Source organism: Tepiditoga spiralis, assembly GCF_014701195.1.
GTDB lineage: Bacteria > Thermotogota > Thermotogae > Petrotogales > Petrotogaceae > Tepiditoga > Tepiditoga spiralis.
Genome location: NZ_AP018712.1, coordinates 587615 through 604272 on the forward strand (window position 1 = coordinate 587615; position 16658 = coordinate 604272).

At 22.8% G+C, this 16658-nt stretch carries 15 protein-coding genes; all 15 read left to right on the forward strand.

Going from position 1 to position 16658, the window contains the following annotated elements; genetic code table 11:
- Positions 1–202: 202 nt before the first annotated feature.
- The 15 genes from IGS63_RS02625 to IGS63_RS02695 all read left to right on the forward strand — a co-directional run bounded on the left by IGS63_RS02625 (position 203) and on the right by IGS63_RS02695 (position 16628).
- Positions 203–1339: a type II secretion system F family protein gene (locus tag IGS63_RS02625; RefSeq protein WP_190615487.1), complete on the forward strand. Its 1137-nt coding sequence runs from the start codon at positions 203–205 to the stop codon at positions 1337–1339.
- Positions 1329–1730, forward strand: coding sequence for a hypothetical protein (locus tag IGS63_RS02630; RefSeq protein ID WP_190615488.1), 402 nt, complete (start codon positions 1329–1331; stop codon positions 1728–1730). Before IGS63_RS02625 ends, IGS63_RS02630 begins: the two co-directional genes overlap by 11 nt.
- Entirely contained in the window at positions 1720–2502 is a 783-nt protein-coding gene (locus IGS63_RS02635; RefSeq protein ID WP_190615489.1) for a hypothetical protein, read from the forward strand. The genes IGS63_RS02630 and IGS63_RS02635 overlap by 11 nt, the downstream gene beginning before the upstream one ends.
- A gap of 1 nt (position 2503) precedes the next feature.
- Positions 2504–3082, forward strand: a complete 579-nt coding sequence (locus IGS63_RS02640) for a hypothetical protein (RefSeq protein WP_190615490.1) — start codon at positions 2504–2506, stop codon at positions 3080–3082.
- Positions 3079–5052 (forward strand): hypothetical protein, encoded by a 1974-nt coding sequence (locus IGS63_RS02645; protein ID WP_190615491.1) that lies wholly within the window; start codon positions 3079–3081, stop codon positions 5050–5052. Before IGS63_RS02640 ends, IGS63_RS02645 begins: the two co-directional genes overlap by 4 nt.
- A 2-nt stretch (positions 5053–5054) precedes the next feature.
- On the forward strand, positions 5055–5864 hold the full coding sequence (gene amrB, locus IGS63_RS02650; RefSeq protein ID WP_190615492.1) for an AmmeMemoRadiSam system protein B: 810 nt from the start codon (positions 5055–5057) through the stop codon (positions 5862–5864).
- 18 nt (positions 5865–5882) lie between these two features.
- A complete protein-coding gene (locus IGS63_RS02655; protein WP_190615493.1) occupies positions 5883–6224 on the forward strand; it encodes an Asp23/Gls24 family envelope stress response protein in 342 nt (113 codons plus the stop codon).
- Positions 6225–6236: 12 nt separating this feature from the next.
- Positions 6237–7874 (forward strand): DAK2 domain-containing protein, encoded by a 1638-nt coding sequence (locus tag IGS63_RS02660; protein WP_232521272.1) that lies wholly within the window; start codon positions 6237–6239, stop codon positions 7872–7874.
- A gap of 15 nt (positions 7875–7889) precedes the next feature.
- On the forward strand, positions 7890–8735 hold the full coding sequence (locus IGS63_RS02665) for a glycine--tRNA ligase subunit alpha (RefSeq protein ID WP_190615494.1): 846 nt from the start codon (positions 7890–7892) through the stop codon (positions 8733–8735).
- Positions 8732–10753: a glycine--tRNA ligase subunit beta gene (gene glyS / locus IGS63_RS02670; protein WP_190615495.1), complete on the forward strand. Its 2022-nt coding sequence runs from the start codon at positions 8732–8734 to the stop codon at positions 10751–10753. Before IGS63_RS02665 ends, glyS begins: the two co-directional genes overlap by 4 nt.
- A gap of 11 nt (positions 10754–10764) precedes the next feature.
- Complete coding sequence (locus IGS63_RS02675) at positions 10765–11706, forward strand: hypothetical protein (RefSeq protein WP_190615496.1); 942 nt, start codon at positions 10765–10767, stop codon at positions 11704–11706.
- Between the two features lie 28 nt (positions 11707–11734).
- A complete protein-coding gene (locus tag IGS63_RS02680; RefSeq protein WP_190615497.1) occupies positions 11735–12832 on the forward strand; it encodes a TM0106 family RecB-like putative nuclease in 1098 nt (365 codons plus the stop codon).
- Positions 12833–12851: 19 nt separating this feature from the next.
- Entirely contained in the window at positions 12852–13763 is a 912-nt protein-coding gene (era, locus tag IGS63_RS02685; RefSeq protein WP_190615498.1) for a GTPase Era, read from the forward strand.
- Between the two features lie 286 nt (positions 13764–14049).
- Positions 14050–14502, forward strand: coding sequence for a peroxiredoxin (locus tag IGS63_RS02690; RefSeq protein WP_190615499.1), 453 nt, complete (start codon positions 14050–14052; stop codon positions 14500–14502).
- A 98-nt stretch (positions 14503–14600) separates the two neighbouring features.
- Positions 14601–16628: a methyl-accepting chemotaxis protein gene (locus tag IGS63_RS02695; RefSeq protein WP_190615500.1), complete on the forward strand. Its 2028-nt coding sequence runs from the start codon at positions 14601–14603 to the stop codon at positions 16626–16628.
- The last annotated feature ends 30 nt before the right edge of the window (positions 16629–16658 follow it).

Sequence of the window (16658 nt, forward strand, 5' to 3'; positions counted from 1 at the left end):
AAAGGTTTATGTTGAAAAGTTATTTTAGTTGTTATTTTATAAACATTTTCGTTTATAACTTGGTTGTTATTTTTTTATAAACATTTTCGTTTATAACTTAGTTGTTATTTTGGTTGATAAGTTATCTTTTTATTTTTATAGATGCTTTTTATAGCTTATTGTTTTTGAACTAATTTTTGTTGATAATTGAGGAGTGAGTGATTTGAAAAAGCTTTACGAGGTTTTTGTTTATGATAAACTTTTAAAAACCTCTTATAAAACTTATTTTATAGGAAAAAATGATCAAGAATTCTTTGGGTTTTTAAGTTATGATTTTAAGATTATAAACATTAAAGTTGTTAATTTAATTTTTGGTTCAAAAGTTTTATCAACATCTTCAATGAAATTTTTAACTAGTAATTTATATATACTTTTAGATTCTGGTGTATCTTTATTGGATGCCTTATCTTTTGTTATTATGAATAATGAAGTTGATAGTTTACTGCGTGGAGTATTGTTTAAAAGTTATTTGATTCTTAGAAAAGGTTCTGATTTAAAAACATCCTTTACTTTTAAAGAATATGATGATTATTTTATTTATAGTATCAGCATATGTAAGAATAAATCTTCTTTTATAAATGTTCTTAAGTCTTTATCTAATTATTATGAAAATGTTGAACTTACACGTTCAACATTGAGTAAATCTACATTATATCCTTTCATGGTTTTAACTTCTATCTTATTTTTATTAACCTTTTTAAAACTTTATTTTCTACCTAAAATTTCTTTACTTTTAAATACTACTATAACTTTTAGATTTTCAACCTTTATGTTGGTATCTTTTTTATTTCTAAATTTATCTTTTTTTATTATTTTTATTTTATCAAAAAAGAATGATATTTATGTTTCAAAAATACCTTTTTTAAAGAACTTTTATAAAAATTATTTATTTTATAAGTTTTCAAGAGATATAAATCTTTTAATACATAATGGATTATCTTTATATTATGCTTTTAATATTGTTATATCAAATATAAACTCAAATTATTTAGCATTAAAATTTACTAACATTGCTGTAATGCTTGAATCTGGATTTGATATTATAAATGCTTTTTCTGAAATAAAAGATATACCTGAATTTGCTTTAGCATTTTCTTTAACTGAAAAAACAGGTAATAGCAAAGAGTTATTTAATTATTTGGAAAAATTTTTTTATCAAAAATTTACTTTATTTGTTGATAAAGTTTATAAGTTAATAGAACCATTTTTTTTGTTAATTCTTTCAATAATAGTAGCTTCACTTACATATGAACTATATACCAATATTTTTTTAAATGGAGTTGATTTGAGTGAATTATAAATCAGGTTTTTTAAGTTTTGAAATAATTATATATCTTTTAATAGAAATAATTTTTTTTGGAGCAACGAGTTTTTTTATAAGTTCAAAGTTATATGATTATTTTGATGAACTTTCAAATAAAGCAATGATTACAGAAATGATTTTAAATTTAAGAATTACATCATTAACTAATAGTTATGATAAAAGTTCTGCATTTGTAGGTTCAGTTTATTTAAATAATGGTTTTGGTATTTTAAATTATAACTTTAAATTTAATTCAGGAATTTTAAAAAGAGTTTCATTTGTTGATGGAAAATATGCATCTTCTGGAGGTTTTTTTGAAGATGATAAAAATAAAAAATTATTGAACTTAATTCCAGTTACAGGAGCTATAACTAAAAATGACTATTAAAAAAAATAAAGTATGTATAGGAGATATTGATGGATTTATAAAACCTTTTAAAGGAGAATTTGAATTAAAAAAACAGTATTTTGATGAAATAATTAATAAAAAAATTGTTTTTTTTGAATTAGATAAAAATGAATATTTTATTTGTTCTAAAAAAGAGTATTTAAAGCATAAATTTGATTATGTTTATGATGAATTTATTCCAATACAAATCATTTTATATTTTTTAAAAAAAGAAGGAACTTTTAAAACAGAATTTGGAATATATACTGTTGTAAAAGAAGATAATAATTTTTTAGTTTTTAAAAATGATAAAAATAATATAGAGAATATACAAAATCTTTCAGTTAAAAATTTTAAAGATAATGCAAAGGATATTTTTAAAATCAAATCTTATTTAAGAAAAGGAATAAATATTTTTTTTAGTGTTTTCATAATATTTTTAATTTTTATAAATATAAAATCAGGAATAAATCTTTTTACAAAGTTTAATTATGAGCTAAAAAAAGAAAAACAAGAAACAAATGATTATAATCAATATTCTAATTTAGTTCAAAATCAAAAAAAAAGACTTAGCGAATTTTTTGATTATTTAAATAAAATAGATGCAAAATTAATAACTTTTAATTATAGTGGGATTAAGTTACAAGCAAGAGTTATTTTAAGAATGGAGTATGGAAAAAAAATAATGGGAAAATATGCAATAAAAGAAATATCAAGATTAGAATTTGATGGTTATGGATACGCAATACTTGATATTTTTGAAGGAGATTAAAATGAAAATTAAACTTTTAATTATAGTTTTTCTTTTTTTTATATATATTTTTTTAAATACATTTAATTTTAAACCAAAAGAAAAAGAATATACTATAAAAGATTTTGATTTAAAAAATGGAGTATTAAATTATCAAGAAACTAAGTTGTTATTAAGCAATATTTTAAATACTAATGTATTAATAAAAAATATAGATATTAAAAGAGAAAACTTTTCTCTTTTAAATATTGAAAAAGAATATAATATAAAAATACAAAAATTTTATCCAGGGTTTAATTATACAAAAATAAAAAATGAAAATTATACAAAATTAAATACAAAATTAAATACAAAATTTTTGAATGTAATAAAAATAAACTTTAATACAATTTGGAAATTAAAAGATACATTTAAAAGATTTGATGCATCATTTTCAGGATATATAAAAACACAAAATAAAAAAGAAGCTTATATATACTTTAATAAAGAAATAATTAAAGTATATAAAGGAGATAAATTAGGAAATAGAAAAATAATAGAAATATTTGAAGATGGAATATTATTATTAACAATAGACAATTCTTTTGAGGTGATATTGTGAAAAAATTTTTTTTAATAATTTTTATTTTTTTTGTTATTATAATGAATGCTTTTAATTTGGAGTATGAAAATAATAATAATGTAATTATTTTTGAAAAAAATACAAACTTAATAGTTAAATCATCTTTTTCAAAAACTATTCATAAGATAATTATTAATAAAAATTTTGAAGAAAAAACAATTAAAGTAAAAAGAGGGATTATTTCTGAAATAAAAACTAAAGATAATATAATTACAATAAAAACATTGATACCAACTACAATAAATATTGAAAATAACAAAGTATACTTTCCTTCTAGTAAGTTATTAAATGTAGATAAAGTCTATTTTGAAAAAATAAAATTAAAAGATTTATTTAAGATTTTTACAGATTATATGAATTGGAATTGGATAAAAACAGATATTATACCAGATAAAGATATATCAATTTCTACAAAAGAATTTAGAATAGAAGATTTTATAAGAATATTAAAAAATATTTATAGTATAAATACTATTTTTTTTAATAAAAATACAGTTATTTTAAGTAAAAAAATTTTGGATATGCAAGATACTATGCCGTTAATAATAAATTCTAAACAGTTGATAAAAAATGAGAATGAAAATAAAATAAAATATTTAATTATAGATAAAAATATAACAATTATTCCTTTAAAAAAATTATTCAATATTAAAGTTGTTGAATTAAAAAATAATTATGTTGTTAAAATAGAGTATAAAGATATTGAATCTTTTTTTTATATTTTAAATAACTTAAAAAAACATAATGAAACAAATATAAAAAATACAATTACTAATGAAAGTACAACAATTATTTTAAGTTCAAAGTATGATTTAAAAAACATTACTAATTTTTATGGATTAAATTGTGTTAAAAGCAATGATGTTTTTATAATAAACGGAAAAACAAATGATATAAATAACTTTTTAAAATTGGAAGAAAAATTAAAAAAATTAGAAAAAAGTAAAAAAACTATAAAAGAAAAAGTGAAAAACATAGAAAAAAAAGAAGAAAAAGACAAAATATTAAACAAATTGTTAATAATACCCTCTAAAATTAATAATATTTTTGATAAAATATTGTTGAAGGAAAATATAAAATTTGAAAAAATAGAAAATAATATTTATATAATTAAATATACAAAAGATAAAGAAGAAATTTTAAAACAAATTATTCAAACTTTAAAAGTTGATACTTTGAATGGAAATGTTTCACTAAAAAAATTAATAAACTACTTGGCAAAAATGGAAAAGATAAATACTATATGTGATTTTAAAGATATAGAAGTTAGTGTAAATGATTATGATCTTACTTTTAATAATATATTAAAATGTTCAATTTCTAAAGGAATATTGTATAATTATATTGATAAGAATACAATAAGATTTTTTCAAGATAAAAAATTATTAAAATATAGAATATATGTTTTAACTGGAAATAATATTAAAAGTATTAGTACAAAAGATTTATACTTAATGGCAAAAATGAATTTTTCAAATTTAAAAGATACAAAAAGTGAGTTTTTTTTAATTTCAAATCCAATAATATATGTAAATGAAAATGAAACTTCTGAAATGAATTCAGTATTATCAGTTCCAATAATGGATACAGAAAATAAAGTAATATCCAAAATTGAATCTGGATTTAAATTAAATATTATTGGAAAGTTAGATAGAATAACAAATATGATAGAAACAAAGATAAATTTGAGCATAAGTGAAATGAAAGATCAAGATAAAAATATTGTAGATGAAAGAAGTATAAAAACAATTTTAAAAACAACAAATGGTGGATTTATAAAGATTGGATCTATGTCATTTGAAAAAAGTATAAATAAAAAAATAGGAATACCATTTTTAAAAGATATACCAGCTATTGGAATTTTATTTTCTACAAATGAACTTACAAATACAAAATTTGATATGATAATATTATTAAATGTTCAAGCTATGAACAAACCGGAGGAATAAAAATGATTAGAAGAGCAAGATTTTCTGGAAGTTTTTATCCCCAAAATATTGAAAAATTAAATGAATTAATGAATTTTTATTATGATAATATAAAATTGTGCAATAAATATTCCGAACCAATAGGAATAATAGTTCCTCATGCTGGGTATATTTATTCTGGAAAAATAGCAGCTTTAGCTTATAAAAAAATTTTTAATACTTCTAATTTTAAAAGAGTGTTTTTAATAGGACCAAATCATAGTGGAATAGGAAGTAATATTTCAATATACGATGAAGGTAGTTGGGAAACTCCATATGGAAAAATAAAAGTTGATACTAAAATAGCAAAAAAAATAATAGAAACACTTAATATAAATAATGATATATCAGCACATTATTATGAACATAGTCTTGAAGTTCAATTACCATTTTTACAGTATGTATTAAAAGATAATTTTAGTATAGTACCCATAACCTTAAAAGATCAAAGTTTTTTAACTGTAAAAAATATTGCAAAAGTTTTAAAACCACTTTTGAAAAAAGGTGACTTAATAATAGCCTCTACTGATTTGAATCACTATGAAAAACAAGAAATAACTTATGAAAAAGATTTAAAAATAATTAAAGCAATTGAACAGAAAGATGTTGAGGATTTATATATACAAATTGAAACAAATGATATAACAATGTGTGGATATGGAGCTGTAGGTATTTTATTAAATTTAGAATTTAAAGATGTGAACATACTTGGACATACTACAAGTGGAGATGTTACTTATGATTATTCTAGTGTTGTAGGGTATATGTCTGCAATTTTAAAAAATAGTGTATAATATATGGAGGTGTGAGCTATGGTAGTTCAAACTGAATTTGGATCAGTTAATATTAAATCTGAAGTAATTCAAGATATAGTATATAAAGCTGTTTTAGAATCTTATGGTACTGTAGATACTGGAAAACAAGGTTTTTTTGACAAAATAGCTAATCTTTTGACAAGAGAAGAAACAAAAGGAGTTAATGTTTTAGAAGAAGAAGGAAGAATTATTGTTAATTTAGATTTGGTATTGGAATATGGTCTTCCAGTAAAAAAAGTAGCTGAAAATACACAAGAAAATGTTTATCATAGAATAGAATCCATGTTAAATTTTGACGATGTCATTGTTAATGTAAATATAGCTGGGTTAAAGTTTTAAGAAAGGGTGAGTTTGTTGAAGAGAATTCTTGAAGGTAAAGATATATATATTGGGGTAAAAAAAGCGGCTGAAGAATTAGTAAAAAATAGAGATGAAATAAATGCATTAAATGTTTTTCCAGTCCCAGATGGAGATACAGGTTCAAACATGAGTGCAGCAATGCTTGAAGCATGTGATTGGATGGATAAAGTAAAAGATCCAAACAATCCAAAAGAAGTATTAAAAATTTTAAGAGATGGACTTTTAATGGGAGCAAGAGGTAATTCTGGAGTTATACTTTCACAAATTTTTAGAGGATTTACAGAGTCTCTTGAAACTAAAAAAAGAATAACAACAAAAGATTTTATAGAAGCTTTAAAAAATGCAAAAGAAGTTGCATATCAAGCTGTTATAAAACCAGTTGAAGGAACTATGCTTACACTAATAAGAAAATTAGCAGAAAGATCAGAAAAAGAATTAGCAGATGAAAAAGATTTTTTAATTTTTACTGAAAAAATGATGAAAATAGCCTATGAAATAGTAGAAGAAACACCAAAATACTTAAAAAAATTAAGAGAAGCAAATGTAGTTGATGCAGGAGCTAAAGGTGTTTATTATATATTTAAAGGAATAACAGATGCAATACATGGAGATACAGAAGTTAATATTGAAAAATTAGAAAAAGCAGATTCTGCAGAAATTTCTAATATAGCATATGAAGAATTAAAGTATCAATACTGTACAGAATGTGTATTAAAATTAAAAAATGAAGAAATATCAAAAAAAGAATTGGAAGAATTAAGAGCATTTCTTGAAGAAATGGGAGATTCAATAGTATCAGTTCATCAAGGAGAGTTTTTAAAAACACACATACATACTAATCATCCAGGAACTGTTTTCGAAAAATTTCTTGAATATGGTGAATTTTTAAAAGTAAAAGTAGACAATATGAAAATACAACATGAACATGTTGTAGAAACTAAAAAAACAAAAAAAGAAGAAAGCTATCCAGAAAGAAATTGGGGAATTGTAGCAGTTTCACCTGGTAAAGGAATTTCAGAAATATTTAAAAGTTTAGGTGTAAGTAAAGTTATATTTGGTGGACAAACAATGAATCCAAGTGTTAAAGATATAACAGATGCTATAGAAGAAATTCCATATGAAAAAATAATATTATTGCCAAACAATCCCAATATAATAATGACTGCAGAAAAAGCAGCAGAAATGACAGAAAAAGAAATAATTGTTTTACCAACTAAATATATTCAAGAAGGAGTTTCATCATTGTTGGGATTTCAAGATGACTTAGAAAAAGAAGAATTGAAGACATCAATGGAAGAATATATGAAATCAATAGTACCAATTCAAGTTACTTATGCAGTTAGAGACTCTGAAATAAATGGAGAACCAGTAAAAAAAGGAGAATATTTAATATTTACAGGTAAAGAATTGAGTGCTCATGGAAAAAATATGTATAAAGAAACACAAAATATTTTATTAAATTTAATAGAAGAAGGTTATGAAATAATAACTATATTCTATGGAGATGAAGCAAAAGAAAAAGATGTACAAAAAATGGCAAATAAAATAATGGAAAAAAATCATGATGTTGAAATAGAAATACATCAAGGTGGACAACAACACTATCCATTATTGATTTCACTTGAATAATCGGAGGTTATTAACTTGAAAATACAAGAACTAATAATGAATTTAAATAAATTTTGGTCTGAAAAAGGTTGTGTGATAGATCAACCATATGATATGGAAATGGGAGCTGGTACATACCATTCTTCTACTTTCTTTAGAGTACTTGGTGAAGAACCATGGAAAGTTGCTTTTGTACAACCATGTAGAAGACCAACAGATGGAAGATATGGAGAAAATCCAAATAGAATGCAAAGATTTTATCAATATCAAGTAATTATAAAACCATCACCAGAAAATATACAAGAAATATATTTAGAATCACTTGAATCATTAGGAATTAATCCTAAGGAACATGATATAAGGTTTGTAGAAGATAACTGGGAATCACCTACACTTGGAGCTTGGGGTGTAGGATGGGAAGTATGGATGGACGGTATGGAAATAACTCAATTTACATACTTTCAACAAATGGGAGGAGTTTCATTAAAACCTATTCCAGTTGAAATAACTTATGGTATTGAAAGAATAGCAATGTACTTACAAAATATAGAAAATGTATATGAATCAAATTGGAATGAAGATACGAAGTATGGAAAGTTATATAAAGAAAATGAAAGACAATTTTCAACATATAACTTTGAAGTTGCAAACACAGAAATGTTGTACAAACTATATGAAATGTATAGAGAAGAATTTAATAGATTAATAGAAAAAAATCTATACTTTCCAGCATATGAATATTTAATAAAAACAGCACATACATTTAATCTTTTAGATGCAAGAAATGCAATAAGTGTAAATGAAAGACAAAAATATATATTAGATATAAGAGAAATGTCTAAAAAATGTGCTTCTTCGTATATTGGAGGAGATGAAAAATGAATAAACTATTATTTGAAATAGGTATGGAAGAACTTCCATCAAGTGAATATAAAAATATCAAAAAACAATTAAATGAAAACATAGAAAAATTCTTAAAAGAAAACAATTTAAAATATGAAAAAATTAATATATTTATATCTCCAAGAAGATTTGGATCATATATAACTGGATTATCTGATTCACAACCAGATAAAGTAGAAGAAAGAAAAGGACCTGCAAAAAGTGTAGCTTACAATGAAAATGGAGAACCAACAAAGGCACTATTAGGATTTTTAAAAGGTGCAAAAGCAACAGAAAAAGATATAATAATAAAAGAATTTAAAGGAAATGAATACGTATTTATTAAAATAGAAAGAAAAGGAAAAACAACAAAAAAACTTTTTGAAGAAAATCTTCCAAAAATAATAAAGTCTATTAAATTTAAAAAATCTATGAAATGGGGAAATGGAGATTATGAATTTGTAAGACCAGTCCATTGGATTCTTGGAATGTATAATAAGGAAATATTAGACTTTGAAATATTTGGGAAAAAAGCATCTAATATTACATATGGACATAGGTTTTTTGGAGGTAAAATAGAATTAAAAGAAATAGAAAAATACTTTGAAGAGCTAAAAAATAATTATGTAATAGCAAACTTTGAAGAAAGAGTACAAAAAATAAAAAATGATTTACAACAATTAAAAGAAAAAAATAACATAAAAATAGAACAAGACGAAGATTTAATAATTGAAATAGCTGAATTAACAGAATATCCAACAGGAGTAATAGGAACCTTTAATGAAAAATATATGAAATTACCTTATGAAATAATAGAAGTAACTGTAAAACATCATCAAAGAAGTTTTGTAGTAAAAGATGAAAATAAATATATATCATTTCAAGATGGAATAGGAAGAGAAGAAAATATAATAAAAGGATATTCAAGAGTAATAAATGCAAGACTCGATGATGCTGCATTTTATTATGAAGATGATCTTAAAGTAAGTATAGAAGATAACTTAAAATCTCTTGAAAAAATAACATATCAAAAAGGGATAGGAAATTACAAAGAAAAAGTTGAAAGAATAGAAAAGCTTTCAGAATTTATAGCAAATGAATTAAAAATAAAAGAAGTTAAAGAAATAAAAAGAGCGGCAAAACTATCTAAGATAGATATACCATCAAATGTAGTATATGAATTTCCAGAAATGCAAGGAATAATGGGAAGAATATACTTAAAAAACAAAGGTGAAACAGAAAATATTTATTTAACAGCAGAAGAACATTATCATCCAATTGAAGAAAACGATAAAGTAACAAAAAATATAGTTTCAGATATAGTATCTCTTGCAGATAGAATAGATGACATAGTTGGTTACTTTGGAATAGGAAAAATACCAAGTGGTTCAAAGGATCCATTTGCACTTAGAAGAAAATCTTTTGGAGTATTTAGAATAATAATAGAAAATGATTGGGACATAGATATAAAAAATATAGTAAAAAAAGCATCAGAAATTTTAAATCTTGAATATGATGAAAATAAATTAGAAGATTTCTTTAAATCAAGATTTGAAACAATACTTTTGAAAGAAGGGATAAAACCAGATATTTTATCAAGTGTGATAACTAATTACAATAAACCATTAAGAGCTATAATTTCTGCAAAAGCCCTTTTAAAATATTCAGATTCAAAAGAATTTAAGGAATTTATAACAGCCTTTCAAAGAGTTAATAATATATCAAAAAAACATAACTCTACAGAATATCAGGGAAGACTTTTTGTGGAAGAAGTCGAAAAAAACTTATTTGAAAAATACTTGGAAACAAAAGCTCAATTAGAAGATAAAATAAAAATTTTAGATTACGAAGGTGCAATGGAAAAATTGATTAACTTGAAGGAAGCGATTGATACCTATTTTGATAATATATTTGTTATGGATAAAGATGAAAGTATAAGATTGAATAGATTGGGATTTTTAAAAACTATATCAGAAATGTTTAAGGATATAGGTGATGTTTCAAAACTTTATCAATAAAAGGTGATTGTATGGAATTTTTAAAAAAGTTAAAAGAAGTAGATAAAAGTGTTGTTTTTTCTTCAGTAGAAGAAATAAAAGGGCTTTCATATCCTTCTATAATAGTATTCAAAGGTAGTTCTTCTGAATATGGAAAAGGAATGGCCATATTAATAGACTTTGATAGAGTATTAGAAGCATGGGCTGGAGAAAAGGTAGATAATGATAAAACTTTAAAAATAAATGAAGAAATATCAGAATACTTAGGCGTTAAATATGAAGCAGAATACTTAGATTTACCAGATAATTGGGAAGGTTTTAATGGTTATACAGAATTTTTTCTTGAAAGTGGAGAAGTAGATGTTATAAGTATGGAATTTGAAAAAATTAAAACCTTAAGAGAAGACTACATAGAATCATTTAAAAAGATAATAAAAAATGTAAAAACAATAAAAGAAGATGTAAAATTAATATCTAATAATAAAGACAGCATTTTTAAAGTACACTTTGTTTCTGCTGGAAAGATGATAATGTTTTCAATAGATTTAAGTAGTTATATAAAACTTTCAAACAAATTAAAAACAGAAAATGAAAAAAAATTTTTATGGCTTATATTAAATTTACTAATGAAAAAAAATTTATTGAGTAATGGTAAACAATTATCTTTTTCACAAGTTAGTAAAGGAATGATGGGATTATTTATAGAAGAAGTTGAAGATAAAAAATTAAAAGAAATTTTTAAAAATTTTAAAACAATAATAGACATGAAAGAAGAAGAAATACTATCTAAATTTAATGAATGTCAAGAATGTATAAAATATATAGATAAATTGACTTTATTAAATAAAAATGTATCCAATGAAAACACAAATACAGTATGGGATATGTTAGAATTAGCACTATTAGACTATTTAATAAATAAAAAAGACTCTTCAATTTCTACTATAATCAAAAATTTTGAAAAATTTAATTAAAAAAATAAAAAAAGAAAAGGGTGTTACAATGGATGTTCTCTACTTTGAGAATTTAAAAAAATGCCCAGAATTTGTTCCCGGTTATAAAAGACCGGGTACTTATTTTAGGGTAAAGATTGAAGATGTTGAAATAGAAGCAAATTATGAAAATGTTGAAGAAAATAAAGCTGTAATAATTAGAGCTGGAAAAAATATGAGACAATCACACTGGATACATATTTATGCAGTGTATAAGTACTTTGAGCAACAAAATAAGAAACTTGAAGAAATTATACTTGAGCTTGAAAACAGAAAAAAACCAATAAAAAAAATTGAGATATTAAACAAAGAAAAATGGATAAAAAAAGATATACTAAAATTAAAAACAAAAGAAAAAGAACCAGGATCACACTGCAAATTTTGTATAAAAAAAGAACAATGCCATGCTGAATTTTTTAAAAATAAAAATTATTTAGTTGTACCATCAATAAATAAAAAAATGATATCAGATTTTGAAGAAATGGAAATAGATCCAGTAGATATTATAAAATCAAATCAAATAGAAAAATTTCCACAACATAGAAAAAAATTATACAACTTAAAATCATTATTAAAAAATGAACCATTAAAGATAAAACCATTTAAATTACCAAATAGTTATATAATCTTTGATGTTGAATCATATTATAGCTTAGATTTTTTATTTGGATTTTTAAACAATGATGAATATATACCATTTGTTTTTACTAAAAAAGATAGAAAAAAGATGAAAAAAATGATAGATTATTTAACAAAGGAAAATAAACAACTCGTACATTATGATAAACACGATGTAATGGCACTTGCAAGAATATCAAAAGAAATACCAGAATACAAGAAAAAAATAGATAAATTAATAAAAAATGCAATGGATATATATGAAGTAATACTAAAAAACTACTCATTTCCAGTAACTTCATACTCTTTAAAAGATATAAGCAAATATTATAACTTCAATTGGAGAACAAAATTGAATGGATTTGCAGTAATAATAGAATACAATAGATATTTAAAAGGCGAAACAAAAATAATGCAAACAATATTAGACTATAATGAAGATGATTGTAGAGCAACAAAAGTACTATTAGAAGAAATGAAAAAGATATAAAGAAATAATGGAGGAAAAAATGGAAAACTTTAAAAGTGGATTTGTAGCCTTTGCAGGAAAACCAAATGTTGGAAAATCTACACTAATAAATGCACTAATGAAACAAAAAATAGTAATAACCTCAAACAAACCACAAACAACAAGAAATAAGATAAACTGTATACTAACAGAAAAAGACTATCAAATAGTATTTGTAGACACACCAGGAATACATAAACCACTTCATAAACTTGGAGAATACATGGTTGAAATAGCGGTAGGAGCATTGCGTGGAGTAGACCTAATACTTTTTGTAGTTGATCCAACAGATGGAATAAGAAAATCCGACATGCACGTTGCAGAAATAATATCAAAATCAAGAATACCAACAATACTAATCATAAATAAAATAGATCAAATAAAAGATGAAAAAATATTAAAAGAAACAGAAGAAAAATTTAAAGAATTGAATAAAATAAAAACAATATACACATCAGCAATAAAAGGAACAAATATAGACGAATTAGAAAAAACAATAGTTGAAAACTTATCAAAAGGACCAATGTACTATCCAGAAGACATGATATCAGATAAACCATCAAGATTTATAATATCAGAATTGATAAGAGAAAAAGTTTTTAGACTAACGGAACAAGAAATACCACACTCAACAGGAATAGTAGTAGAAGACCTTAAAACAAGAGAAAATGGAATGTTATATGTTAGAGCAACAATATATGTTGAAAGAGACTCACAAAAAGGAATAATAATAGGAAAAAGTGGTAAAATGATAAAAGAAATAGGAAAACTTGCAAGACTAGATATACAAGAAATGTTTGAAGAAAAAGTATTTCTCGACTTACACGTTAAAGTTAAGAAAAAATGGAGAGAAAGCGAATTTCTAATAAGAAATACAATGGGATTTAAAGATGAACTAAAAAAAGATAAATAACCCTACACAAAATTTGTGTAGGGTTTTATTTTATTAAAATTAAATAAAAAAAACAACCTGAAAACTCAGATTGTTTAAACTTACATAACAATTATACCATAGAAATTAAGATTTGTAAATAAATTTTTTGCAACACTTTTATTAAAAATAACCAAATTAATATAAAAACAGAATTTAGAAAAAAATATATTTAAAAAATTACATAAACGACATATTCGTTAAATAAAAATATCGTATACTTTAAATACGATAAATAAAGTTTCATATTTTAAGGAGGTTTTTAAAAATGATAAAAGTAGGAGAAAAAGCAATAGACTTTAATGTTAAAGATCATAACGGAAATGAAGTGAAGTTGTCAAATTATAAAGGAAAAAAAGTTTTATTATCATTTCACCCGTTAGCATTTACAGGAGTTTGTGAAACACAAATGAAAAACTTAGATATAAAATATAAAGAATTAGAAAAATTAAATGTGATACCATTAGGATTTAGTGTAGATTCACAATTTGCAAAAAAAGCATGGGCTGATCAAATGATGTTAAAAAATTTACAGTTAGTAACAGATTTTTGGCCACATGGAGAAGTTGCAAAAAATTATGGAATCTTTAATGAAGAATTAGGATTTTCAGAAAGAGCAAATATTTTAATAGATGAAAATGGAATAGTTGAATTTGTAAAGGTTTATCCAATAAAAGAACAACCAAACTTAAATGAAATACTTGACTACCTAAAAAAATAAAAACTCCCAAAACAAGAAGGGCAAAATTTGCTCTTCTTGTTTAATATTAATATGATATAATTATTAATATACAATATTATAAAAAGGGAGGAATATATATGAGTATTAAGAAAAAGCTTATGATAATTATGATTTTTTCAGTTATTCTTTTTGTATTAATAACTATATTTATGATTTCAGAAACAAATAGTTTGAATAAAAAATGGGATAATTATACAAATACTGTAACAAAAAGATCTGAACTCATATCTGATATAAAAGAACAATTTGGATATGGTGGAGCTATTCATTTATTCAAAAATTATATATTACGTGGAAAAGATAAATATATTCAATCATTTAAAAATAAACAAGAAAAGGTAATGGAAAGTTTTAAAGAATATAAATTATTGAAAGATATTAGTCAAGAAGAAATAAAGTATCTAGATATTATAGAAAATACATTTAAAAAATATGGTGAAAATTTAGATTATGCAGTTACATTGAAAAAGAATAATGAATCTATTGAAAAAATTGATTCTATTATAAAAATTGACGATTCTCCTGCATTAAATTCATTTAATGAATTAGAAAAAATAGTACAAACTTTAGTAAATAAACAAACAAATGAATTTGAAAATAAAATAATACAATTAAAACTTTTAATAGAAAGTGGAATAATAATAATTTCAATATTATTATTTGGAACATTTATTTATTTTTTATATACTATAAAACCATTATATACAGTTAGAAATAAATTAAAAGAACTATCACAAAATGAAGGAGACTTAATAATAAATATTGAAGTTAAATCAAAAGACGAAATAGGAGAAGTATCTTTATTTTTTAATAAATTTATAAATACATTTAGAAAATCTTTAATAAACTTTTTTAGTAAATTTAGAAATAATATACTTCAATTTAATTCAATAACAAAAGAATTAGAAATTTTTAGATACAACTTTGAAGATATGGACAAATCTTTATCAAAAAACATGAATTCTTTAAATAATGTTACGGAATATATAGAACAACAAGATGCAAGTACACAAGAAATATCTGATAATATACAAAATTTAGCAAATACAGCAGTTGAATTAAATAATGTAGCAACAGAAATAAGTGAAGTAAGTGAAAATAGTAAAGTAGATTTAAATGAAATGAATGAAATTGTAAATTCAATATCTTCAAATATGACACCAATAGTTACTAAGGTTAAATCCGTTTCAGAAAAAGCGGAAGTAATAAATGAAGTTGTTGAAACAATAGCAAGTATTTCTGAACAAACAAATTTATTAGCTTTAAATGCAGCCATAGAAGCAGCAAGAGCAGGAGAAGCAGGAAAAGGATTTGCAGTAGTAGCAGATGAGATTAGAAAATTAGCAGAGGAAAGTAGAAATGCTTCAGAAAGTATTAGGGAAAATTTAGAAGAAGTTATGACAGGGGTTAACGAAACATCTGATATGGTTGTATCTATGTCCAAAAATATAAAAGAAGTTTCAAAGGTTAATGAAAAAACAGCAAATAAATTATTTGAATTAATAGATTCAGTAGAAAAAATTTCAAACTATTCTAATAATTTAGCTGCAAGTGCTGAAGAACAAGGGGCAGCAGTTGAAGAATTATCAGCATCATCTCAAAATATAACAGAATTAGTTAACTCATTGAAGTTAGATATGAATTCTATATTTGAAAAAGAACAATATATGAATGAAAGAAATTATAGTATGGTAGAAAGAGTGAGTAATGAAAGTAATGAACTTTTAAACATAGTTAATATGTTCTCAGCATTTAAAATGTTTAATACAAATGACTTTATTGAAGAAATTGAAAAAGCAAAATTGAGTCATGAAGAATGGATTAAAAAATTTGAAGAATCAATAAAAAATAATATAAAATTAATAGAAGATAATCCTAAAAAATGTGGGTTTGGTTTATTTATTGGTGTTAATTCTAAAAATTATCCAGAAAACATAAAAGAAATATGGGAAAAAATAATAATTATTCATAAAAAATTACATGAATATGCAAAACAATTTGAATACAATAATAAATCTAATAATGATAACTTATTAATAAAAGTAAAAGAGACTTCCAAAGAGTTAGAAAGTTTATTAAATCAAATAATAGAAAAATTAAAATGAATTAAACTTTTAAATAAAGAACCTATCAAA

Excerpts from the sequence above, each read along its gene's own strand:
- IGS63_RS02635 (WP_190615489.1), top strand. The coding sequence starts at position 1,720 with ATGACTATTAAAAAAAATAAAGTATGTATAGGAGATATTGATGGATTT.
- IGS63_RS02640 (WP_190615490.1), top strand. The coding sequence starts at position 2,504 with ATGAAAATTAAACTTTTAATTATAGTTTTTCTTTTTTTTATATATATT.
- amrB (WP_190615492.1), top strand. The coding sequence starts at position 5,055 with ATGATTAGAAGAGCAAGATTTTCTGGAAGTTTTTATCCCCAAAATATT.
- IGS63_RS02655 (WP_190615493.1), top strand. The coding sequence starts at position 5,883 with ATGGTAGTTCAAACTGAATTTGGATCAGTTAATATTAAATCTGAAGTA.
- glyS (WP_190615495.1), top strand. The coding sequence starts at position 8,732 with ATGAATAAACTATTATTTGAAATAGGTATGGAAGAACTTCCATCAAGT.
- IGS63_RS02675 (WP_190615496.1), top strand. The coding sequence starts at position 10,765 with ATGGAATTTTTAAAAAAGTTAAAAGAAGTAGATAAAAGTGTTGTTTTT.
- IGS63_RS02680 (WP_190615497.1), top strand. The coding sequence starts at position 11,735 with ATGGATGTTCTCTACTTTGAGAATTTAAAAAAATGCCCAGAATTTGTT.
- era (WP_190615498.1), top strand. The coding sequence starts at position 12,852 with ATGGAAAACTTTAAAAGTGGATTTGTAGCCTTTGCAGGAAAACCAAAT.
- IGS63_RS02690 (WP_190615499.1), top strand. The coding sequence starts at position 14,050 with ATGATAAAAGTAGGAGAAAAAGCAATAGACTTTAATGTTAAAGATCAT.
- IGS63_RS02695 (WP_190615500.1), top strand. The coding sequence starts at position 14,601 with ATGAGTATTAAGAAAAAGCTTATGATAATTATGATTTTTTCAGTTATT.